Consider the following 21,413-nt stretch of genomic DNA (forward strand, 5'->3'; position numbering starts at 1 on the left):
CGGGCCTCACCGCGTGCGCTCGCGGTTGGCCACCGCGCAGCCGAGCGCCAGGCCGACGGCAAAACTGGCGTACACCGCGGCCATGGCGCCTTTGGAAAGGTGATGCTCGAACCCGGGAGTCAGCCGCCGGGGTGTGGCCAGGTAGTCGACCGCGCATGCGGTGGCCGCGGCAATGCCGGCGCCTCCCAGCGCGGCCGGCACCGACCGGGCGGGGCGCCGGTTGGCGTGAAGCCATGCATAGAGAACCGCCCAGAAGGTGGCCGAGCCATGGTGAATGGCATAGCCGAGCACCGTATGCCGCAATGACGGCGACCTGCGGAACAGGGCCTCGCGGTCCCATACCCAGTGGCTGGTGGCGTTGGTGGTCGCCGTGGAACTGCCAGTCTCGAAGCGCCCGCAGATCGCCAGCGCCACGCTCGATGCCACGCTGGCGAACGCGCCCGCGATCAGGCCGGTCTTGAGGGCCGACGCCGCGCGGCTCGCGGGCGGCGCGTCCATGGCGGAAGATTTTTCACTTTCACAGCTTTGCATGCCCGAATCTTTGACGCCTGCGTGCTTTGCGCGAGTGCGGCACGGAGCATGAACACGTAGGTCGGCGCCGCATTGCTGCGGCGGCACGTGCGTCCAAGCGCTTCCAGGCGCTTGGGGGCGCTTCGGGCGTTTCGCGACAGGGGTGCGCGCCGCTGTCCGACACCCTTGGCCCGCGAGGCGATGCAGCGTTGGCTCACTGCACTGAAAGGTGATCGAGATGAAGGCTCAACAAGCAAGAAGTGACGAGCGCGACAACAAGCGGGTTTTTCGGTGGGGTGTGGGCGCGGCTATCGTCGTGTTCCTGCTGGCGCTGCTCTACAACCTGCTGACGCAGACGCGGGAAGAAGGTCCGGTGAAGCCGGACACCCCGACGCAGAGCGCGCCGCAGACGACGGCGCCGTCGACTGCTGCGCCCGCAGCACCAGCGGCCCCAACTGCTCCATCGAAATAGGCGCGCAGCGGTTGCCCGCCGCGGCCTGCGTCAGGAAGACGCATTCCAGCTGAGAAGGCCCTTCTGGGTGGCCTCGCAGACCGCTTGCGTGCGCGTCTTCACGGCCAGCTTGTAATAGATGCTCTTGAGCTGGGCGCCGATGGTGTGGGCCGAACGCTGGCTTTCCTCGGCAATCTGCCGGTTGGTCTTGCCCTGCGCGATCAGCCGCAGCACGTTCAGCTCCCGGGGCGTCAGCAGCCCCTTCGGCGCGATGCCCTCCGCGCGCAGCAATTTGTCTGCGCGCTGCGCGTCGGCAGTGGTCAGCTTGGCCCCAGGTTGCGCGGCAATGCCGTCGAGGATGCGGCGTGCGATCTGCGACGCCGACAGGGAGTCGCCGAGTTCGATCGAGTGCATCAGAAAGGCCAGGTCTGTTGCGTTTGCCTGCGCGAAGAGATGCCGCACAACCCCCGCCGCTGCCGTGGCGGCGCTCATCGGCGGGCCGCCGAAAACCGTCGGCTCGAGCGGCTCGTGCAAGCCGGGTTCGGGAACATGGATCTGAAGACCTTCACGTTGCAAGCTCCGCGCGCGTTGATGAAACCCGATGCTATGGAAAACGCCACTTGCGCGCACGCGCTTTTGTAGTGCCGCTGTGTCTCTGTTCACATCTGGCAGAGGGAAACCGGCAACGTATCCGCTGCGGATGGGCTCCAGGCTTCAATCGGTGGGGGATTCAGGGCCCGATGCAGCGGCCGGATTCCCGCTGCCGCTGTGCTCGTCAGGCAGCGGTTCGAAGTCTGTGGCGGCAAAGTCCGAAGACACGTGCAACCCGTGCTCGTCGCGGCGAACGAGCCCGCGGTCTTCCATGTTGCGCATGGCCTTGTTGACCACCTCGCGCGAAAGCCCCGCATACGAGGCGATCACCGCCTGCGTGATGCGCTTGTCGTAGCCGCCGGTGGTGGAAGGCGCCAGCTGGCTCAGCTGATGCAGCACGCGGCCCACCAGGTCTTCGGAGGGCAACGATGAAATCCGCCGGAGCTGGCCGCGCATTGCGCTCAGGCGCTTCATGGCAAGCTCGAGCAGCTTCAGCGAAATTTCTGGATGCAACGCGCACAGCCTGCGCATTTCGGAAACCGGAATCAGGTACACCGACGAAGGAAGCGCCGCGACCAGCGACTGCGCGACCTGGTAGCGGTCTTCGCTGAAAGAAGAACCGAAGAAGAAATCGTCCTGCCGTATGAATTCGGTGGTGACATCGTCGCTGCTGCTGCCATGCGCCACCACGCGCAGCAGCCCGCCCGCCACGCAATAGATGCAGTCGGTCCACTCGTCGGCGGCAAGAACGGTTTCATTGCGCCGGTAGGAGCGAAGTTCGGTGGCCTGGACCAATGCCGCGCGCTCCGCCTGCGGCAGACCGGCGACCAGCGTGTGCAGATACATGCCCGGATGGTGCCCGAGAGCACCACCCGCGCGGTACCCATAAATTGGGGATGCCGGGCGCCTACCGCTCCGGCCTTGCCTTGGCCGCGCGCCGCAGGCATTCGATGAGCTGCTGCGTGCTGGGCGTGCGCCTGCGGGCGCGCATGGTGATGAGGCCGACCGGCGGCAGCTCGATGGGCACCTTGAGCGACAGCACCTGCAGCATGCCCTGCTGCTGGAAATGCCGCGCCACCGAGCGGGCCATGAATGCCACGGCGTCGCGTTTCTGCAGGAAGCTGATCTGCGCCAGGAAAGAAGCGGACTCGATGATGTCGGCCGGCGGATGCACGCCGTCGCGAAAGAACATCTGGTCGAGCTTGACGCGCAGCGACGCCCAGGGTGGGGGCATCACGCAGCGCTCCTTCGCCAGATCGGCCCAGGTCAGCCGACGCTTGGCGGCCAGCGGGTGCCCGGGCCGTACCACCGCGGTCATCGGCTCCGCCAGCAGCGCCTCGGTTTCGAGGTCGGGTGCTGCATAGCCGGGCTCCAGGCGCCCCACGAACAGGTCGAGCTCGCCCAGGCGCAGCTTGGGCAGCAGCCGCGTGAGGTCGCCCTCCTCCACGAGCACGGTGGTTTGGGAAGAATGGGTCTTGAGCATTTCGACCGCGCGAGCCACCAGAACCGGCATGGCCACCACCATGGCGCCCACGCTGGTGCGGCCCGCGGCACCGCTGGCCACGGCCGCTATCTCGTCGCGCGTGCGGTCGTAGTCGGCCAGCACCGAGCGTGCAAAGCGCACCACGCTCTCGCCATACGGCGTGGGCTCGGTACCACGCGTGGAGCGCTCGAACAGCGCCAGGCCGAACATCCGCTCGATTTCGACCAGCGACTTGGATACCGCCGGCTGCGTGACCGAAAGGAACTCGGCTGCACGCCCGAGGTGGCGGAACTGATCTAGCGCCACCAGCATTTGCAGGTGGCGCAGCTTGAGGTTGGAACGCAGGACGCGGTCGATCTGGCTCATCGTGGGTGCTCGCGGGGCTTTCTCTCCTTCATAACCTCCAGGCCATGAAGAGAGTCCGCTATTTCATTGGATTGCAATGATTGTCTACTGAAGAATGCGCTCTGCTTTCATCGAACTACAAATCGTCGGAGACACACATGACCTTCAATCGCTCCCCACGGCGACGTCAATTGATGCTGGGCGGCCTTGGTGCCGCCGCACTGGCCGCGGTGCCCGCCCGCGCATTCGCAGCCGACTATCCCGAGCGCCCCATCACCTTCATCTGCCCCTGGCCGGCCGGCGGTACGGCCGACCGCTCGATGCGCGCCATCTGCCAGATTGCGGCGCGAGAACTCGGCCAGCCCATTGCGCTGGAAAACCGCGCCGGCGCTTCGGGAATGATCGGCACCAAGGCCCTGGCCTCCGCCAAGCCTGATGGCTACACCATCGGGCAGATTCCCATCTCGGTCACGCGCTTTGCGCAGATCGGCACCGTGCAGGTCGACCCGCTGAAAGACCTGAGCTACCTCGCCCGCACCTCGGGCCAGACCTTCGGCATTGCGGTGCCCGCGAGTTCGCCGTTCAAGTCGCTGCGGGACATGCTGGCGCAAGCCAAGGCCAAGCCGGGCGTGATCAGCTATGCCCACGCCGGCGTAGGCGGCGCCACCCACGTGGGCATGGAGCAGTTCGCGCAGGTGGCGGGTGTCAAGTTCAACGCGATCGCCTACAAGGGCGGCTCCGCGGCGCTGCAGGATGTCCTGGGCGAGCAAGTCGACATGCTGGCGGACAGCAGCTCCTGGGCCCCGCATGTGGAAAGCGGCAAACTGCGCCTGCTTGCCACCTGGGGCGAGGCACGCACGCCGCGCTTCAAGGACACGCCCACGCTCAAGGAGCTGGGTTTCGACGTGGTGGTGGAGGCGCCCAACGGCATCGGCGCGCCGCGCGGACTGCCGCCCGCAGTGGAAAAGAAGCTGCGCGACGCGTTCCGCGTGGCCGTCAACAGCGAAGAGTTCAAGAAGGTGGCCGACAGCATCGACGCGCCGGTGATGTACCAGGACGGACCCGACTACAAGAAATACGTCGAAGCCGTCTATCGCCAGGAGACCGACCTGATCCGCAGGCTCAACTCAAGGAACTGATGGAGAAGGGTTGATGAACGACAGCCCCCTGCTCCGCCTGCACCCGAACGACAACGTACTGGTTGCCAAGACACCGATCGCCCTGGGCGAGACGATTGCCGAGTTCGGCGTGCGGGCGCGGGCGCAGATTCCCGCGGGGCACAAGATCGCGTCGCGCGGCATTGCGGCCGGCGAGCAGGTGAAGAAGTACGACACCGTCATCGGCGTGGCATCGCGCGACCTCGAGGCGGGTGACTACGTGCACAGCCACAACCTCACGCTGGTCGATTCGTACCGCGACCCTGGCTTTTGCCAGGACGTGCGGCCGGTGGACTATGTGCCCGAGGCCGAGCGCGCCACCTTCATGGGCTTTGTGCGCGCCGACGGCCGCGTGGGCACGCGCAACTTCATCGGCATTCTGTCGTCGGTCAATTGCTCGGCCACGGTCATCAAGCGCATTGCGGCGCATTTCACGCCCGAGCGGCTGGCGGCGTTTCCCAACGTGGACGGCGTGGCCGCCTTTGCGCAGACCAGCGGCTGCGGCATGTCTTCGCCGAGCGAGCATTTCGACGTGCTGCGCCGCACCCTGGCCGGCTACGCGCGCCACCCCAACCTGGCCGGCGTGCTGATCGTGGGCCTGGGCTGCGAACGCAACCAGGTCGATGCGCTGGTCGACTCGCAGGGGCTCCAGCAGGGCCGGCTCATGCGCACGATGGTGATGCAGGAAGTGGGCGGCACCCGGCAGACCATCGAAGCCGGCATTCGCGCCATCGAGGAAATGCTGCCGGAGGCGAACGCGGCGCAGCGCACCCGCGTGGGCGCCAACCACTTGAAGATCGGGCTGGAGTGCGGCGGGTCTGACGGCTTCTCGGGCATCACGGCCAACCCGGCGTTGGGCGCGGCCATGGACGTGCTGGTGCGCCACGGCGGCACTGCCATCCTCTCTGAAACGCCCGAGATCCACGGCGTCGAATTCATGCTCACGCGGCGCGCCGCAACGCCCGAGGTCGGCCAGAAGCTGCTCGACCGGCTGGCCTGGTGGGAGCGCTATGCCTCCGGCCAGAACGCGCAGTTCAACGGCGTGGTCGGGCACGGCAACCAGGCCGGCGGGCTGGCCAACATCTTCGAAAAGTCCCTCGGCTCGGCCATGAAGGGCGGGACCACGCCGCTTCAGGCGGTGTACGAATATGCGGAGCCCATCGACAAGACCGGCTTCGTCTTCATGGATTCGCCAGGCTACGACCCGGTGGCCGTGACCGGACAGATTGCCAGCGGCGCGCAGCTGATCTGCTTCACCACCGGGCGCGGCTCGATGTTCGGCAGCAAGCCGGCACCGACCATCAAGCTGGCCAGCAACACGCCGATGTTCAAGCGCCTGGAAGAGGACATGGACATCAACTGCGGCGTGGTGATTGACGGCGAGCTCTCTGTGCCCGAGTTGGGGCAGCAGATCTTCGAGCAGATATTGCGCCATGCCTCCGGCGAACGCACACGCAGCGAAGCGCTGGGCCTGGGCGACCATGAGTTCGTGCCGTGGCACCTGGGCATCGTGAGCTGAACTTCTATTCTTCAAATGCCACTTACCCTCTCCCGCCCCCAACTGCACCGCACGGCCAACTTCATCGCGGGCGAATGGTGCGACGCCGCTGCCGGCCGCACGCTCGACGTGACCGACCCCGCCACCGGCAATCTGATTGCGCGCGTGCCCGATTCCGGCGCCAACGCCGCGCGCGCCGCGGTCGATGCCGCGCATGCGGCCTTCCCCGCGTGGCGCCGCACACCGGCCAAGCAGCGCGCGCAAATCCTCAAGCACTGGAACGACCTGGTGCTTGCGCATCAGGACGACCTGGGCCGCCTGATCTCGCGCGAACAAGGCAAGCCGCTGGCCGAAGGCATCGGCGAGGTTGCCTATGCGGCGAGCTACATCGAGTGGTTTGCCGAAGAGGCCACGCGCGCCAACGGCGACGTGATTCCCGCCCCTGTGCCCGGCCGGCGCATGTTCGCCATGAAAGAGCCGGTGGGCGTGGTCGCAGCCATCACGCCGTGGAATTTTCCGGCCGCGATGATCGCGCGCAAGATTGCGCCGGCCCTGGCCGCGGGCTGCACCGTGGTGTGCAAGCCGGCGGAAGACACACCGCTCACCTCGCTCGCGCTGGTAGCACTTGCCGCGAAGGCCGGCGTGCCCGCGGGCGTGCTCAACATCGTGACGGCCTCGCGCGAGCGCACACCCGAGGTCGTCGACGTGTGGCTGGACGATGCGCGGGTGCGCAAGATCACCTTCACCGGATCGACGCCCGTCGGCAAGCACCTGGCGCGCCGCTCGGCCGACACGCTGAAGAAGCTGTCTCTTGAACTGGGCGGCAATGCGCCGTTCATCGTGTTCGAAGATGCCGATATCGGCGCCGCGGTCGATGGCCTCATGACGGCCAAGTTCCGCAATGGCGGCCAGACTTGCGTCTGCCCGAACCGCGTATTCGTGCATGAGGCCGTGCATGACAGCTTCGCCGAATTGCTGGCGGCACGTGTCTCGGCCTTGCGGGTGGGTCCGGCCAGCGACCCGGGCTCGCAGATCGGCCCGATGATCAATGCGCGCGCCATCGAGAAGATCGAGCGGCACGTGCAGGACGCCCTCGCCCGCGGTGCGCGCCTGCTCACCGGCGGCACGCGGCTGCCGGCATTGGGACCGAACTACTTTGCGCCCACCGTGCTGGTGAACGCCGACGCAACGATGGCCTGCGCCTGCGAAGAAACCTTTGGCCCGGTCGTTCCCCTGACGCGCTTCACCGACGAAGCCGATGTGGTGGCCCAGGCCAACGACACGCCTTTCGGATTGGCAGCGTACTTCTATTCGCGCGACGTGCGGCGCATCTGGCGGGTGGCCGACGCGCTGGAGGCCGGCATCGTCGGCATCAACGAAGGCGCATTGGCCGCGGAGGCGGCGCCCTTCGGCGGCGTGAAGGATTCCGGCTACGGGCGCGAAGGCTCCGTGCATGGGCTGGACGACTACATGCACACTAAGTACGTATGCCAGGGCCAGCTGGACTGAGCTCACGTCGCGCAACACTCCCACTGAAAAGACCCCATGCCCGCACACAACCCCTTCAAGACCGCATTGGCCGAGCGCCGGCCGCAAACCGGCCTCTGGCTTTCGATGGCCGACCCGTACATGGCAGAGGTGAGCGCCACCGCCGGGTTCGACTGGCTGCTGATCGACGGCGAACACGCGCCCAACGACCTGCGCTCGACCCTTGCCGCTCTGCAGGCCGTGGCGCCGCACCCCGCCCAGCCGGTGGTGCGTGCGGTCCAGGGCGACACGGCGCTCATCAAGCAGCTGCTCGACATCGGCGCGAAGAACCTGCTGGTGCCGATGGTCGACACGGCGGAACAGGCGCGCGCCTTGGTATCGGCCACGCGCTATCCACCGCTGGGTATCCGCGGCGTCGGCAGCGCGGTGGGGCGCGCATCGCAGTGGAGTGGGCGCACCGACTACCTGGACATCGCCGACGAGGAGGTCTGCCTGCTGGTGCAGGCGGAAACCGTGACGGCGCTCTCCAACCTGGGAGAGATCTGCGGCGTGGACGGCATCGACGGTGTCTTCATCGGCCCCGCCGATCTGGCGGCGTCGATGGGGCATCGGGGGCGGCCCGGACACCCCGAAGTACAGGCCGCGATCGAAGCCGCCATGCGCACCATCGTGGCGTCCGGCAAGGCGGCGGGCACGCTGACGTCAGACCCGAAGCTGGCGCGCCGCTACCTCGAGCTCGGCTGCACCTTCGTTGCGGTGGGTGTCGACTTGCTGCTGTATGCCGGCGCCGCACGAAAGCTGGCGGCCGACTTCACCGGCGCGCCACCAGCCGCCGAGCCAGCGTCTCGCGCGGCCTACTGAAGTCCCACACGTCCTCCAGCGCGGCAGCGCATCGGATCAGCCATCCTGGTTCCAGTAACCGCCATTCATGAGGCTTTCCCGCACCATGGCGCGGGCGCGATGCAGCCGGCTCTTCACCGCCTCGACGCTCACGCCCAGGCGTGCCGCGACTTCGGGGGCGGTCAGCTCTTCGACATCGCGCAAGACCAGCGCAACGCGGTAGGCCTCGGGAAGCGCGGCAATGGCCTTCGTCAGGTCGAGCCGCAGGTCGGTGGGAATTTGCGGCGCTGCGGCTTCTGCAGCGGGGGGCTCCGAAAGAGCGCCGCCTGAAGAGCTGCGCCTGAATATGCGGTAGCACTCACGCTCGACGATGCGGAACAGCCAGGTGGCAAAGGCAGCCACCGTGCCGAGCGTGCCGATCTTCTTGTGCAGCTGCCACAGCGCCACCTGCACGGCATCTTCGGCGTCTTCGCTGTTTGCGCATGTCCGGCGCGCGAATCGCTTCAGATCGGGCTGGCAGACGGAGAGCAACTGGGACAGCGCCCGCTCGTCGCCCGCGCATGCGGCCTCGATCAGCGGCGCGGACGCACGGATCATTTCGCCGGGCCCGTCGCTCTTCGGCCGAGCATCGCGCAGGCTGGGCAGAAGCCGACGATGGCGGTGGACGCAAGCACCCCGGCCGTGGCAAACCCCAGGAGGCGAAGCGTTCCGGCCGGCAGAAAGTAGAACGCGCCCGCGGCGGCGAAGACCCCCAGGCACAGGCGAATGATTCGCTCCCAGGCGGGGAGATTGCGTTTGAGATGGAACACGTTGAACACTCCGGTTGATGTTGACCCTTGCATAGAGGGCGCATCACGGCCAGAAGGATTCAGGAACTTTAAAAGAAATTCCGGCCTGGGCCGCAAAGCCCCAGGCCGGTTCCACGGCGCCGCGGTTTCAGTCGGCCGTGGCGCCCGACTTCTTCACCAGCTCGGCCCAGCGCGGAATCTCGCGGGCCATGTGGTCGCGCAGTTCTTCGGGCGTGCTGGCGGCGATGTCCATGGCCAGCTGGCCCGAGAGCTTGGCCTGCACGTCGGGCTGCTTGAGCGCCTTCACGATCTCGGCGTTGAGGCGCTGGATGATGGGCTTGGGCGTGCCCTTGGGCGCGTACACGGCTTGCCACGACGACATCTCGAAACCCGCCACGCCCGATTCGATCATGGTCGGCAGCTCGGGCACCAGCGCAATGCGCTTGCCGGTGGTCACCGCCAGCAGCTTGAGCTTGCCGCTCTTCACGAGCGGCAGCGCGGCGGTCACCTGGTCGAACATGAAGGGCACCAGGCCCGATGCCACGTCGGTCATCGCGGGCGGCGTGCCCTTGTACGGCACGTGCGTGAGCTTCACGCCGATCATGTCCGCGAACATCTCGCCGGCCAGGTGCGTCGATGTTCCCGCGCCCGACGAAGCGAAGGTGCGCTTCGATTCGTCTTTCTTGAGCAGCGCGATCAGCTCGGCCACCGAGTTCACGCCGAGCTGGCTGTTGACGATCAGCACGTTGGGCAGCCGGCCAACCAGCGACACCGGCTCGAAGTCCTTCATCGGGTCGTAGGGCAGCTTCTTGTAGAGGCTGGCGTTGATGGCGTGCGTGCTGATGGTGCCGCCGAAGAGCGTATAGCCGTCCGGCGCGGCCTTGGCCACGTAGGCGGCGCCGATGCCGCCGGCCTGCCCCGGCTTGTTGTCGACCACCACCGACTGGTGCAGGCTCTCCTGCAGCTTGTTGGCGAGGATGCGGCCCACGATGTCGGTCGAGCCGCCGGCCGTGAACGGCACGACGTAGGTGATGGTCTTGGCGGCGGGCCATTCGGCCTGCGCGAGCGCGAGGGTGGGTGCCAGTGCGGATGCAGCGAGCAGCAGCCGCGCGGCGCGATGAATGAAGGGCATGGTCTTGTCTCTCTTTGTTGTCTGACGAATGAAGGTTGACGGTCAGCGGCCGCGGACCTGCCGCCACGCGGCGAACTCGGTGCGGCTTTGCTCCTCGGTCGGCGGATAGAGGCCGAGGATCGAGCGCCCTTCGAGCACCTTCTCTTGCACGAAGTCTTCGAAGACGGTCATCTCGGTGGCCTCGGCCGCAACTTCGTCAGCAATGTCCGCCGGAATCACGATGACGCCTTCGGCATCGCCCACCACCACGTCGCCGGGCCACACGGCCACGTCGCCGCAGCCGATGGGCACGTTGATGTCGATGGCCTGGTGCAGCGTGAGATTGGTCGGCGCGGTCGGGCGCTGGTGGTATGCGGGGAAGCCCAGCTTCGCGATGTCGGGGCTGTCGCGAAAGCCGCCGTCGGTGACCACGCCGGCCACGCCGCGCTTCATGAGCCGGCTCACCAGAATGCCGCCGGCCGATGCGGCGCGCGCGTCCTTGCGGCTGTCCATCAGCAGCACTGCGCCTTCGGGGCATTGCTCGACGGCCTGGCGCTGCGGATGGCTGCGGTCGTTGAACACGGTGATCGGGTTCAGGTCTTCGCGCGCGGGCATGTAGCGCAGCGTGAAGGCCTCGCCCACCATGTTGGGCAGCGAAGGGTTGAGCGGATGCACGTTCTGGATGAACTGGTTGCGCATGCCGCGCTTGAACAGGGCCGTGCACAGGGTGGCGGTGCTGACCTGCATCAGCTTCGCGCGGGTTTGGGGATTCACGTCGGGGTCTCCGTTTGCTTGGGCGTTGGGTCGAAAAAGGTCGTCAGAAAATGTCCGGCTCGGGCACCGGGTTGCCAAACGCGGTCTCGAGAAAGTCGAAGTCGCAGCCCTCGTTGGCCTGCAGGATGTGGCGGCCGAACATCCATCCGTAGCCGCGCTCGTAGCGCGGCGGCGGCGGTGTCCATGCGGCCTTGCGGCGGGCCAGCTCCTCGTTGCTCACTTCCAGGTGGATGCGCCGCGCGGGCACGTCGACGGAGATGCGGTCGCCCGTCTTGACCAGCGCCAGCGGTCCGCCGACGGCCGCCTCCGGCGAGCAATGCAGCAGGCAGCCGCCGTAGCTGGTGCCGCTCATGCGCGCGTCCGACAGGCGCAGCATGTCTTTCACTCCCTGCTTCAGCAGCTTGGTCGGAATCGGCAGCATGCCCCATTCGGGCATGCCGGCACCGCGCGGGCCGGCATTGCGCAGCACCAGGATGTCGTCGCCGGTCACGTCCAGCTCGGGATCGTCCACCGCCTTCTTGAGCGCCGGGTAGTCGTCGAACACCAACGCGCGGCCGGTGTGCTGCAGAAGATGCGGCGCGCACGCGCTCGGCTTGATGACGACGCCATCGGGGGCGATGTTGCCGCGCAGCACGGCGAGTGCGCCTTCGGCATAAATGGGGTTGTCGAGCGGCCGGATCACGTCATCGTTGAACACCTCGGCACCCTTGATGTTCTGGCCGATGGTGCGGCCGTTGACCGTGCGCGCCTCGGTGTTCAGATGGCCGCGAATGCGCTCCAGCATTGCGGGCAGGCCACCCGCGTAGAAGAAATCTTCCATCAAATAGGTGTCGCCGCTCGGCCGGATGTTGGCGACGACCGGCACACGGCGGCTTGCGGCATCGAAGTCGTCCAGCGTGACCGGGTGGCCGGCGCGGCGCGACATGGCAATCAGGTGGACGATGGCGTTGGTGCTGCAGCCCATGGCCATGGCGCAGGCAATGCCGTTCTCGAAGTTGGCGCGCGTGAGCATCTTGGCGGGCGTCAGGTCTTCCCACACCATCTCGACGATGCGGCGGCCGCATTCGGCGCTCATGCGCACATGGTTGGCATCGGCGGCCGGAATGCTCGAGGCACCCGGCAGCGAAAAGCCGACGGCCTCGGCAATGCCCATCATGGTGGCCGCGGTGCCCATGGTCATGCAGGTGCCATGGCTACGCGCAATGCCGGCTTCCATCTCTTGCCAGGCCTGGTCGCTCAGCTGGCCTGCGCGGCGCTGGTCCCAATACTTGAAGGCGTCCGAACCCGAGCCCAGCACCTGCCCCCGCCAGTTGCCGCGCAGCATCGGGCCGGCCGGCAGGTAGATGAACGGCAGGCCCATGCTGAGCGCGCCCATGGTGAGGCCCGGCGTGGTCTTGTCGCAGCCCCCCATCAGCACGGCGCCGTCGATGGGATGGCTGCGCAGCAGCTCTTCGGTTTCCATCGCCAGGAAGTTGCGGTAGAGCATGGTGGTCGGCTTGACCATGCTCTCCGACAGCGAAATGGCAGGCAGCTCCAGCGGAAAGCCGCCCGCCTGGAAGATGCCGCGCTTGACGTCGTCCACACGCTGCTTGAAGTGCGAGTGGCACTGGTTGGCATCGCTCCACGTGTTGACGATGGCGATGATCGGTTTGCCGACCCAGTCGGTGGGCGCGTAGCCCATCTGCAGCACACGGGAGCGGTGGCCGAAGGAGCGAAAGTCGTCGGGTGCGAACCAGCGGGCGCTGCGCAGGGTGTCGTAGGAGCGTTGCATCGGAGGGACTGAAGCGGAGGAACTGAACCGGATGGCTGAACCAGTGGCCGTTGTGGAATCAACTACATTAAAACACTAATATATCAGTTCAGCAAAGCGAAAATTCCAGCGAATGACCGCCCTCACCCGGATCCGACTCGACCGCACGCGTCTCGCAGCACCACAGGTGCTCGAGAAGCTGCGTGATGCCATTCTTTCGCTTGAACTCGTGCCCGGCACGGTGCTGGTTCGGCAAGAGCTGGCCGACAGGTTCGGCGTGAGCCAGACACCCGTGCGCGAGGCCTTGCTGCGGCTGGCCGAGGAAGGGCTGGTGGATGTGTTTCCGCAGCACGCAACGCTGGTGAGCCGCATCGACATCGACGCGGCCCGGCAGGCGCACTTTCTGCGCCGCTCGATAGAACTCGAGATCGTGCATCAGCTGGCCGAACAGGCCACGCCCGAGCTTGTCGCGCAGCTGAAAACGCAGATCGCGCTGCAGGCAACGTTGGCGGCGGAACGGCAATACAGCGACTTCGTCGGCGCCGACCGCAAGTTTCATCACCTGATGTACGAGGCCGCCGGTGTGCCGAGCCTGTGGGACATGGTGAGCCGCGTTTCAGGCCACGTCGACCGGCTGCGGCGCCTGCACCTGCCCACCGCGGGCAAGACCGAGGCAATTCTTCGCGACCACCGCGCCATCGTGCGCGCCATTGCGCAAGGCGACAGTGCCGGCGCGCAGAAGGCGCTGCGCGAGCACCTCTCAGGCACGCTGAGCTCGCTGCCGGAAATCTGCGCGCGGCATCCCAGCTTTATCGTGCCGGAGAGCTGAAGCCGAACTCCGCGGTTCGCCTGCAAAGGCGCGCCGGGCCGGGGCCGCTAAGCCGTGCCGGATTCCGGCCAGCGGTGCCGCGTGCCGCCCGAGCGCCGGTTGGCCTTCTCCACCACCGCGCCTTGTGCGCTCAGCGTGTTCGCGCGCTCTTCGAGGTGCCGCAGGCACTGCAGGAAGATATCCAAGTGAGCGGGCTCGATGCCCTCGAGCAGATCGGTATTGAGCCCCGCGATGCGCGGAAACACCTTTTCGTAAAGCTCCCGGCCCGAGGCGCTCAGCCGCACATGCACTTCGCGCCGGTCGTCGGCGTCCTGCCGGCGCGCCACCAGCTTCTTTTCGACCAGGCCTCGCAGGCCGCGCGAGGTGCGCACGCGGTCCAGGTGCAGGTGCGCGGCCAGTGCCGAAGACCGCATTTCGCCCTGCTGCGCGAGCGTGGCGATCATTCCCCATTCGCGTCGCGTGATGCCGAAGCCGCCTTCCACCAGGCGCGTGGCCATGCCGCTGCTGGTGCGCACCGCGCGCGAGAGCCGATACAGCAGCAGGTCGTCCAGGGAACTGGGCGCGCGCAAGGCGCCTGCATCGGGAAAAGCTTGCATACCTTGCGTGCCGTGCATGGAAAGGTTCTAACGGGTGTGATGAGGCGACGGCGCAGTGTGACTCGCACGCCTCAGTTGGCAATTGATGGATTAGATCAACTGATTGTTGCCTGCGTATAACCCAGTAACAAATTACACGGGTTGAAACGAAGCGGGCCGGCGATTGTCGCCGTGAAAACCTGCGCGCACCCGTTCGCCAATAACGCAGCAGGAGGACCCATGTCTGTTTTTCTTTCCCGCCGAAAGCTCACGGCATGGTGCCTCGCACTCGGCGCCTGTGCCACCCCCCTCGCCCATGCCCAGGCACCCGCTCTCGACGGTCCGCTCGCGCTGGTGGTGGGCTACACCGCCGGCGGCAGCACCGACCGTGTCGCCCGCCTGGTGGCCGAGCGGCTGGGGCCCAAGCTCGGCGTGACAGCCACGGTGGAAAACCGCCCGGGCGAAGGCGGCCGGCTGGCGGCCAAGGAGGTCAAGCGCGCACTGGCCGGGCAGAACGTACTGATGTTAGGCAACCCCGCGGTGATGGTGGTAGCGCCGCTCGTGTTCAAGGACGCCGGCTACGACCCCGACAAGGACTTTGTGCCCGTGTCACAGGTCAGCAGCTACGACTTTGCGCTGGCCGTGGGCAACAAGCTGCAGCTCGACCGCGCGATGTTCCTGGTGGGGCGGCTCTGGGCGCACCCGGAAGAGGCCGTCTTCGGCGTGCCGGCGACCGGCAGCCTGCCCCACTTCTTCGGCCTGATGGTGGGCGATGCACTCAGCGTGCAGCCGCAGATCAAGGGCTACGGCGGATCGGCGCCGTTGTCGGCCGACCTGAGCGGCGGCAGCCTGCCGATTGCCATAGACACGCTCGACTCGCTCTATGCCCAGCACCTGGCCGGCAAGATCCGCATCCTGGCCGTGTCGGGCAAGAAGCGCGTGAGCTTCGCGCCGGCCATTCCCACCTTCCGCGAGGCCGGCATGAAGATCGATGCCGACGGCTGGAACACCTTCTTCGCGCCCGCCACGATGCCGCCCGCCAAGGTGCAGTTGCTGGCCGCCGCCATCCGCGACGTGATGCAAGACCCGGCCTTGCAGAAGGCCGCCAATGCCGCCTACATCACGCCCATCGTCAGCACGCAGGCCGAGACCGTGCAAATGCTCAAGGCGTTTCGGCAGCAATGGGAGCCGGTGGTGCGCCGGTCCGGCTTCCAGCCCTGAGCCGCAACGGGCGTGTAAACCTCAGGGCGCAACGGGATCGCCGGGCTGGCCGCCGCCATAGGCGGGCGCCGCCGGCAACGCGTAGGCCAGCGGCGGTTGCGGGTCGTGCAGCACAACGCTGCGGCCGACCCCGACGCCCACCGGTCCCGCGCCCATACCCACGCCCGCACTGCCGACCAGTTGGCCGCGAGGATTCACGCTGATGCCCGCGCCGAGCGGCCCCCAGCCGGTGCTCAGGCCCAGGCTGGGTCCGCCGGGCCCGACGCCGACGCTGAGCGACACCCCCGGCGCAAGCGGAATGCCGAAGCCGACGCCCACTGCGCAGCCCGCCAGCACCGCGGAGGCGCCCAATACGGCCAGGCGACTTGCCAGCCGCCCGCTTTTCCGCGCGATGTGGTGTGTTGATTGTTTCGGCATAGGCCATCCCTGTGGGCGGGCTCCGCGCCCGCGTTGTTCGAAGAGATGCAACACGTTTCCGCGCCGCATGCACGTGCGGCCGGATCATCGGGCAGGTCTTCTTCGGAAAGCACGGCCGGCCGAACAGGTTCCGGGCGAGATTGCCGAAATGTGCCGAATCCCCGGGGTTTCCTGCCGCGCGGCGCTCCGCATCCGATCGGAGCCCCGCGTCGTGAAGTCCTACACGGAGAAACCCCTGGCGACCGTTGGAAGGCACGGCAAGACAGCTAAGCTCGAACTCCAAAAATTCGAAAGGCTCCCCATGAAGAAACTACTCGCTGCACTCTTCGCAACCGCAATGCTCGGCGGCTGCGCTGTCTACACCGACGGCCCGGGACACGGTGGTGGTGGCGGCTACGGAAAGCAATGCCCGCCAGGACAGGCCAAGAAGGGCAACTGCTGATCCGCTGATTTGGAAAGCGCCGGACGCACGCGCGTCCGGCATTCGGTGGGGGCCGGAGGGCCCTATCGTGTAAAGCGCGTGTCGGACAGTGTCCTGTGATGTATGCCGATGAGTCGAGCAGGCCTGAAAATGTGCGGCATGAGCGCCCATCTTCTCCCTGCCAGCGACACCGGCCCATCTTGCGCCCACCAGGTGCAGTTCTACGACGACGAGAAGATCCTGATCGCGTCGGCAGCCGACTTTCTGGCCGAAGCCCTGGCTGAAGGCGGTTGCGCCCTGATTCTTGCCACCGAGGCGCATCGCCGCAATTTCCGCATGCGCCTGTCCGGGGTTGGCCCCGACGACAACATCGTTTTCGTCGACGCCGCGGAAGCGCTGGGGCAAATCGTGTTGAACGGCAAGCCCGACGAACGCCTGTTCAACCAGTTGGTCGGAGGCCTGCTCGATACCCTGCAAGGCCGCGGAAAGCTCCGCATCTACGGCGAGCTGGTCGCTCTGCTTTGCGCCGACGGCAAGCATGAAGATGCGCTCTTGCTGGAGGGCTACTGGAACCGACTTACCACCCGGCGCGAGTTCGAGCTTTTCTGCGGCTATCCGCTCTCCGTATTCCCGGGCACGGCGCACGCCGCAGTATTCCGCCATGTGTGCCAGGCGCATTCCCGGGTGATTCCCATCGGCGGCACGGCCATCATGGCGCCCGCCGAGATCGCGGTGCTCCAGCAAAAGGTGCTGTCGCTGGACGACGAAGTGCTGCGCCGGCGCCAGGCGGAAGAATCCACGCGTGCGCGCGAGCGCGACCTGGCCGACTTCGCGGAGAACGCCGCGGAAGGCCTGCACCAGGTGGCGGCCGACGGCACGATCCTCTGGGCCAACCGGGCGGAGCTCGAGCTGCTGGGCTACAGCGCCGACGAATACATCGGCCAGCACATTACGCGTTTTCATCTCGACCAGCCGGTGATCCAGGACATTCTCAAGCGGCTCAGCGCGGGGGAAACGCTGCGCAACTACCCGGCCCGCCTCGTCTGCAAGGACGGCGCCATCAAGCACGTTCTCATCCAGTCGAACGGCCGATTCGAAAACGGGGTGCTTCGCTACACGCGCTGCTTTTCGCGCGACCTTACGGAGCGTGTGGCGCGCGAAGAAGCCGAGAGCGAACGAAACGACCTGCTGCGCCAGGCGCCTGTTGCCGCAGCATTGCTGGTGGGCGCCGAACACCGGTTCGAACTGGCCAACGATGTCTACAAGTCGATGGTGGGCAAGTTCGACCTTGAAGGAAAAACCTACGAGCAGGCACTGCCCGAGCTTTGCGCACGCGACGACACGCTGCGCATCCTGGACGAGGCCTTCGAATCGGGCCGCCCCTACGTGGCCGAAGAACACCTGACCCTCGTCGAGCGCGCCGGCAGCGGGCGCCTCGATGAACGCTATTTCAAGCTCAGCGTGCAGCCACTGAAGCGGGTCGACCGCCTGTACGGGCTGATGCTGATTGCCGTGGACGTGACCGACCTCGTCGCCGCACGGCGGGGGCAGGAGCGGGCGAGCGCCGAGCGCGAAGCGCTGCTGCGCGATCTCGAACGCGCGAGCCGCGCGAAGGACGAATTTCTTGCGGTGCTCGGGCACGAACTTCGCAATCCGCTGGCGCCGATCGTCACTGCGCTCGAGTTGATGAAGCGGCGCGGAGACCTCAAGACCTCGAAGGAGCAGGACGCCATCCACCGCCAGGTTCAGCACCTGATCCGGCTGGTCGACGACCTGATGGACGTGTCTCGCGTGACCCGGGGCAAGTTGACGCTGCGCGAAGAAACGGTTCAGCTGGCATCGGTGCTTGCAAAGGCCGTCGAAATGGTGAGCGTGCTGATGGAGCAGCGCCAGCACACGCTGAATGCCGTCTATCCGGACAGCGCGATGCTCTGGCATGGAGACCCGACGCGCCTGGCCCAGGTGATCAGCAATCTGCTGACCAATGCCGCGCGCTACACCCCGTTGGGCGGCGTCATTCATCTGGAAACACGGCAGGAAGAAGGAGACGTGGTCATCTCCGTGACCGACAACGGGCGGGGCATCGAAGAAGACGCGCTGCCCAAGGTCTTCGACCTGTTCTACCAGGGGGCGCAAACCATCGAGCGCGCCGCAGGCGGCCTCGGCGTGGGCTTGGCGCTGGTCAAGAGCCTGGTCGCCGCGCACAACGGCACGGTAGAAGCCCGCAGTGCCGGGCCGGGGCAAGGCAGCAAATTCACGGTTCGCCTGCCGCTGCCCTCCAGCGACCAGTTGAAGGCCATCGTGCCTGAGGCGCTTGCGCTTTCGAGAGGCACCGTGCTTCGCCGCAAGGTGTTGATCGTCGACGACAACCAGGATGCCGCGGACCTGCTCGGCGCGATATTCCGGGAGCACGGGCACGACGCGCGGGTGGCCTACGACCCGGCCGCGGCCTTGGCGCTTGCCTCGTCGTTCAAGCCGGAGGTCGCCTTTCTGGACATCGGCTTGCCCGTGATGGACGGCTACGAGCTGGCCGCGCTGCTGCGAAAAGAACTGGGTGAATCAGCGCCTCTCAAGATTTTTTCGCTGACCGGGTTCGGCCAACCGGCAGACCGCGAAAAGAGCAGGCGTGCCGGCATGGATGGCCACTTCGTGAAACCGGTGGAAGAGGCCCAGGTGCTGCAAGCCGTGCTGTCGGCCGATATGGCCGAGCGAACCCCGGCTTGATGCCTTTACTTGCCGGCCACCACATGCCGCTTGTTCAGCGAGCTGGGAGCGTTCAAGCTCGCGTCTTCATCGACGCCTATGCCCAGCCGGTCCACCAGCTCGCCGCCTAGCCAGGCGGTGACCATTGCGATGGCCGCACCCGCAAAGGACCACACCATTTGCGCCAAGCCCGGCGCGTAGTCCCTGTCGCGCAGGAAAAAGCTCAGCGCGAACAGCAGCAGCACGAGCACGTTGCCGCCGCCGTGCATCGTGCCGATGCGTTTGGCCCGCGTGCCCGCCGGAATGCCCAGCCAGTCGATGGTTCCGAAAGGCGCGGCAAGAAGCCCGCCGAGAAGGCCTGCCGCGATCATCCAGTAGGACACCGCGGCCATGACCGGGCTGTTTCCGATCAGATAGATGATGTCGAACACCACCGCCGTGGCGAGCAGCCCGAGCGGAAACACCACCAGCATCTGGTGTACCGGATGGCCGAGTAGACGAGCTCTTGCGTGCATGGGTCACCTCCATTGGCTGAAAGCCGCTATGTGAGCCCGTTATGTGAGCCACAACCACCTTCCGCCCGCGCCAGCAACCGCCGCCAGCGCGGGTCGGTACTTTCCTACTGCAACACGCGGGACGCGCCCGCGCAGCACTCCCCGCAAATGGCTGGCCGCTCACATGCTCAAGCGGAATTTTCAACCCCGTTTTATGGGCGATGGATGACGCCCTGCCGCTGCCGATGCAGCACCCTTTGCGCATGGACAAGTTCTTTGCAACCTTCGCGAATGCCACGGCGCGCGCAGCCGGCAGTCCATTCGCCTTTCTGCTTTGCATTGCGCTGGTCGTTGCCTGGGCGGTTTCGGGTCCCTTCTTCCAATTTTCGGAAAACTGGCAGCTGACCATCAATACGGGCACCACCATCATCACGTTCCTCATGGTGTTCCTGATCCAGAACACGCAAAACCGCGATGGCGTCGCGCTTCAGACCAAGCTGGACGAACTGATTCGCTCCTCCGCCGCGGGTGACGAGTTCATCGGCATCGAGAAGCTCACCGACAAGGAACTGGCCGTGCTGCATGAAAAGTGCGAGGCCGCTGCGAAGAAGAGCCATGCGGCCCTGGACAAGACGCGCGGTGAACGTGCGCGCCGCGCCCACAAGGACGCCTCTGAAAAAGCAACCCGAGCGGAAAGCACTACATGAAGAAATCCATCTGGAAACTGTACGGCTATGGGTGGGTCACCCTCGGCTTCTTTCTCTTGTCGCTGATCGGCCACTGGGTCTTCGGCTGGTTTGCCTATGTGGACGAGCAGAAGAATTTCGGTGCGCCGCCGGAGATGTCGGGCTACCTGATCCAGATGTCGAGAGACACGCTGGAAAACTGGCAGTCAGAGTTCCTGCAGCTCATCTGGCAGATCGGCGGGCTGGCGTTTCTTCTGTATGTCGGCTCTCCGCAATCGAAGGAAGGCGACGACCGGATGGAGGCCAAGATCGATGCAATCCTGGCGGCGGTGGACCCGAAGAACGCCGATGCCCTGATCGACGAGATCGACAACGAATACGCGGGCAGGCACACCGACCAGCGCTGGACGCGGATGGCCAAGCAGGGCTCGTCGAAGTAGCGCGGAGAACGGCGAGCCCTTCAAGCCGCGTCAAGGCTTGGCGCGCGCACTCTGCTCCCGGAACGCCGCCTCGCCGGCAGCCGACACCTCGGCCCATTTCTTGTCGGACGCGGCATCGGCGGCGTAGCTGTCATGCCAGCTCCACCACTTGTAGGTGGGCGTCTGCGGATAGCCTGCGGGCGAGTCTTCCCACACCTCCTGCCGGCCCAGCGGCGTGATGTCAAGGTAGTTCCAGGTGTTGCCCATCTGCTCGTCGCCGCGGTTGTTGAGGAAGTAGGTTCGGAACACGCGGCCGCCGTCGCGATAGAACACGTTCGTGCCGTGCCATTCGTCCACGCCGAAGTCGGCGTCGAAGCTGTCGGTGAGCGTGAACCACGGTATCTCCCAGCCCATGCGCGCCTGGAGCCGCGCGATTTCTTGCTGGGGCGCGCGCGAGACGAACACCAGCGTGGTGTCGCGGGCATTGAGGTGGGCCACATGGGCCACCTGGTCGGCCACCATCGAGCAGCCCCGGCAGGCGTGCTCCGGCCAGCCGAACACGCCGGGCTCGAAGAAGGCGCGGTAGACGATCAACTGGCGCCGCCCCTCGAACAGGTCTGCCAGGCTGGCCTTGCCCGCCGGCCCTTCGAAGGCATAGGTCTTCTCCACGGCCATCCATGGCATTCGCCGGCGCTCGGCGGCCAGGGCGTCGCGCGCGCGGGTGTTCGCCTTTTCCTTGACCAGCAGTTGCTCGTAGGCCGCTTGCCACGCCTTGGGCGACACGACGGGAGGCGTGTTCATGGCGGGACGCGCGTCTTTCTGTCCGTTCTTGGTGGATGCAGTCATTGCTCGAATCTCCTGG

At 66.4% G+C, this 21,413-nt stretch carries 23 protein-coding genes and 1 pseudogene; 11 read left to right on the forward strand and 13 right to left on the reverse strand.

Annotated features, from left to right (window positions below):
* Window positions 1–6 precede the first annotated feature (6 nt).
* Window positions 7–498 carry a hypothetical protein gene (locus V9L20_RS00785; protein ID WP_337295119.1) on the reverse strand — a complete coding sequence of 164 codons (492 nt, stop codon included), beginning with the start codon at window positions 496–498 and terminating at the stop codon, window positions 7–9.
* A gap of 250 nt (window positions 499–748) precedes the next feature.
* On the opposite strand from V9L20_RS00785, the gene V9L20_RS00790 reads away from it, so the two are divergent.
* Window positions 749–982 carry a hypothetical protein gene (locus V9L20_RS00790; protein ID WP_258505548.1) on the forward strand — a complete coding sequence of 78 codons (234 nt, stop codon included), beginning with the start codon at window positions 749–751 and terminating at the stop codon, window positions 980–982.
* 30 nt (window positions 983–1,012) lie between these two features.
* Here the strand turns inward: V9L20_RS00790 and V9L20_RS00795 are convergent, their stop codons facing one another.
* The 3 genes from V9L20_RS00795 to V9L20_RS00805 all read right to left on the reverse strand — a co-directional run bounded on the left by V9L20_RS00795 (window position 1,013) and on the right by V9L20_RS00805 (window position 3,401).
* A complete protein-coding gene (locus tag V9L20_RS00795; protein WP_258505547.1) occupies window positions 1,013–1,591 on the reverse strand; it encodes a helix-turn-helix transcriptional regulator in 579 nt (192 codons plus the stop codon).
* An 84-nt stretch (window positions 1,592–1,675) separates the two neighbouring features.
* Entirely contained in the window at window positions 1,676–2,398 is a 723-nt protein-coding gene (locus tag V9L20_RS00800) for a Crp/Fnr family transcriptional regulator (RefSeq protein ID WP_337295120.1), read from the reverse strand.
* Window positions 2,399–2,459: 61 nt separating this feature from the next.
* On the reverse strand, window positions 2,460–3,401 hold the full coding sequence (locus tag V9L20_RS00805) for a LysR substrate-binding domain-containing protein (RefSeq protein WP_337295121.1): 942 nt from the start codon (window positions 3,399–3,401) through the stop codon (window positions 2,460–2,462).
* A 137-nt stretch (window positions 3,402–3,538) separates the two neighbouring features.
* Here V9L20_RS00805 and V9L20_RS00810 point away from each other — a divergent pair.
* From V9L20_RS00810 to hpaI, 4 genes and pseudogenes are all read left to right on the forward strand, one after another.
* Window positions 3,539–4,533, forward strand: a pseudogene (locus tag V9L20_RS00810) (tripartite tricarboxylate transporter substrate binding protein).
* Window positions 4,533–6,056 carry a UxaA family hydrolase gene (locus V9L20_RS00815; RefSeq protein ID WP_337295122.1) on the forward strand — a complete coding sequence of 508 codons (1,524 nt, stop codon included), beginning with the start codon at window positions 4,533–4,535 and terminating at the stop codon, window positions 6,054–6,056. The pseudogene V9L20_RS00810 and the gene V9L20_RS00815 overlap by 1 nt, the downstream one beginning before the upstream one ends.
* A gap of 15 nt (window positions 6,057–6,071) precedes the next feature.
* Window positions 6,072–7,544: an NAD-dependent succinate-semialdehyde dehydrogenase gene (locus tag V9L20_RS00820; protein WP_337295123.1), complete on the forward strand. Its 1,473-nt coding sequence runs from the start codon at window positions 6,072–6,074 to the stop codon at window positions 7,542–7,544.
* 36 nt (window positions 7,545–7,580) lie between these two features.
* The gene (hpaI, locus tag V9L20_RS00825; protein WP_337295124.1) at window positions 7,581–8,384 is read left to right on the forward strand and encodes a 4-hydroxy-2-oxoheptanedioate aldolase; all 804 of its coding nucleotides are present in this window, start codon (window positions 7,581–7,583) and stop codon (window positions 8,382–8,384) included.
* A 36-nt stretch (window positions 8,385–8,420) separates the two neighbouring features.
* Here hpaI and V9L20_RS00830 read toward each other — a convergent pair whose 3' ends face one another.
* From V9L20_RS00830 to araD, 5 genes are all read right to left on the reverse strand, one after another.
* Window positions 8,421–8,960, reverse strand: coding sequence for an RNA polymerase sigma factor (locus V9L20_RS00830; RefSeq protein WP_337295125.1), 540 nt, complete (start codon window positions 8,958–8,960; stop codon window positions 8,421–8,423).
* A complete protein-coding gene (locus V9L20_RS00835) occupies window positions 8,957–9,181 on the reverse strand; it encodes a YgaP family membrane protein (RefSeq protein ID WP_337295126.1) in 225 nt (74 codons plus the stop codon). Before V9L20_RS00835 ends, V9L20_RS00830 begins: the two co-directional genes overlap by 4 nt.
* A 118-nt stretch (window positions 9,182–9,299) precedes the next feature.
* On the reverse strand, window positions 9,300–10,283 hold the full coding sequence (locus tag V9L20_RS00840) for a Bug family tripartite tricarboxylate transporter substrate binding protein (protein ID WP_337295127.1): 984 nt from the start codon (window positions 10,281–10,283) through the stop codon (window positions 9,300–9,302).
* Window positions 10,284–10,325: 42 nt separating this feature from the next.
* On the reverse strand, window positions 10,326–11,036 hold the full coding sequence (locus tag V9L20_RS00845; protein ID WP_337295128.1) for a ribonuclease activity regulator RraA: 711 nt from the start codon (window positions 11,034–11,036) through the stop codon (window positions 10,326–10,328).
* Window positions 11,037–11,079: 43 nt separating this feature from the next.
* Window positions 11,080–12,807: an L-arabinonate dehydratase gene (gene araD, locus V9L20_RS00850; protein ID WP_337295129.1), complete on the reverse strand. Its 1,728-nt coding sequence runs from the start codon at window positions 12,805–12,807 to the stop codon at window positions 11,080–11,082.
* A 112-nt stretch (window positions 12,808–12,919) separates the two neighbouring features.
* Between araD and V9L20_RS00855 the strand changes: the two genes are divergently transcribed.
* The gene (locus V9L20_RS00855; RefSeq protein WP_258505536.1) at window positions 12,920–13,615 is read left to right on the forward strand and encodes a GntR family transcriptional regulator; all 696 of its coding nucleotides are present in this window, start codon (window positions 12,920–12,922) and stop codon (window positions 13,613–13,615) included.
* A gap of 47 nt (window positions 13,616–13,662) precedes the next feature.
* Here V9L20_RS00855 and V9L20_RS00860 read toward each other — a convergent pair whose 3' ends face one another.
* Window positions 13,663–14,211: a MarR family winged helix-turn-helix transcriptional regulator gene (locus tag V9L20_RS00860; RefSeq protein ID WP_337295130.1), complete on the reverse strand. Its 549-nt coding sequence runs from the start codon at window positions 14,209–14,211 to the stop codon at window positions 13,663–13,665.
* Between the two features lie 219 nt (window positions 14,212–14,430).
* Between V9L20_RS00860 and V9L20_RS00865 the strand changes: the two genes are divergently transcribed.
* Window positions 14,431–15,411, forward strand: coding sequence for a tripartite tricarboxylate transporter substrate-binding protein (locus tag V9L20_RS00865; protein ID WP_337295131.1), 981 nt, complete (start codon window positions 14,431–14,433; stop codon window positions 15,409–15,411).
* A gap of 21 nt (window positions 15,412–15,432) precedes the next feature.
* Here the strand turns inward: V9L20_RS00865 and V9L20_RS00870 are convergent, their stop codons facing one another.
* Complete coding sequence (locus V9L20_RS00870) at window positions 15,433–15,828, reverse strand: hypothetical protein (RefSeq protein WP_337295132.1); 396 nt, start codon at window positions 15,826–15,828, stop codon at window positions 15,433–15,435.
* 301 nt (window positions 15,829–16,129) lie between these two features.
* Between V9L20_RS00870 and V9L20_RS00875 the strand changes: the two genes are divergently transcribed.
* Window positions 16,130–16,270, forward strand: a complete 141-nt coding sequence (locus V9L20_RS00875; protein WP_337295133.1) for a hypothetical protein — start codon at window positions 16,130–16,132, stop codon at window positions 16,268–16,270.
* A gap of 138 nt (window positions 16,271–16,408) precedes the next feature.
* Window positions 16,409–18,973, forward strand: coding sequence for an ATP-binding protein (locus V9L20_RS00880; protein ID WP_337295134.1), 2,565 nt, complete (start codon window positions 16,409–16,411; stop codon window positions 18,971–18,973).
* A gap of 5 nt (window positions 18,974–18,978) precedes the next feature.
* Here the strand turns inward: V9L20_RS00880 and V9L20_RS00885 are convergent, their stop codons facing one another.
* On the reverse strand, window positions 18,979–19,467 hold the full coding sequence (locus tag V9L20_RS00885) for a DUF2231 domain-containing protein (protein ID WP_337295135.1): 489 nt from the start codon (window positions 19,465–19,467) through the stop codon (window positions 18,979–18,981).
* Window positions 19,468–19,709: 242 nt separating this feature from the next.
* Here V9L20_RS00885 and V9L20_RS00890 point away from each other — a divergent pair, with 242 nt between their 5' ends.
* Both V9L20_RS00890 and V9L20_RS00895 read left to right on the forward strand, forming a co-directional pair.
* Window positions 19,710–20,153, forward strand: a complete 444-nt coding sequence (locus tag V9L20_RS00890; RefSeq protein WP_258508342.1) for a low affinity iron permease family protein — start codon at window positions 19,710–19,712, stop codon at window positions 20,151–20,153.
* Entirely contained in the window at window positions 20,150–20,572 is a 423-nt protein-coding gene (locus V9L20_RS00895; RefSeq protein WP_258505531.1) for a DUF6766 family protein, read from the forward strand. The genes V9L20_RS00890 and V9L20_RS00895 overlap by 4 nt, the downstream gene beginning before the upstream one ends.
* A 30-nt stretch (window positions 20,573–20,602) precedes the next feature.
* On the opposite strand, the gene V9L20_RS00900 is transcribed toward V9L20_RS00895, so the two are convergent.
* Complete coding sequence (locus V9L20_RS00900; protein WP_337295136.1) at window positions 20,603–21,397, reverse strand: DUF899 domain-containing protein; 795 nt, start codon at window positions 21,395–21,397, stop codon at window positions 20,603–20,605.
* Window positions 21,398–21,413 lie beyond the last annotated feature (16 nt).

Origin of the sequence: Variovorax sp. CCNWLW225 (genome assembly GCF_037204045.1) — a bacterium.
In the GTDB taxonomy this organism is placed as follows: Bacteria; Pseudomonadota; Gammaproteobacteria; order Burkholderiales; family Burkholderiaceae_C; genus Variovorax.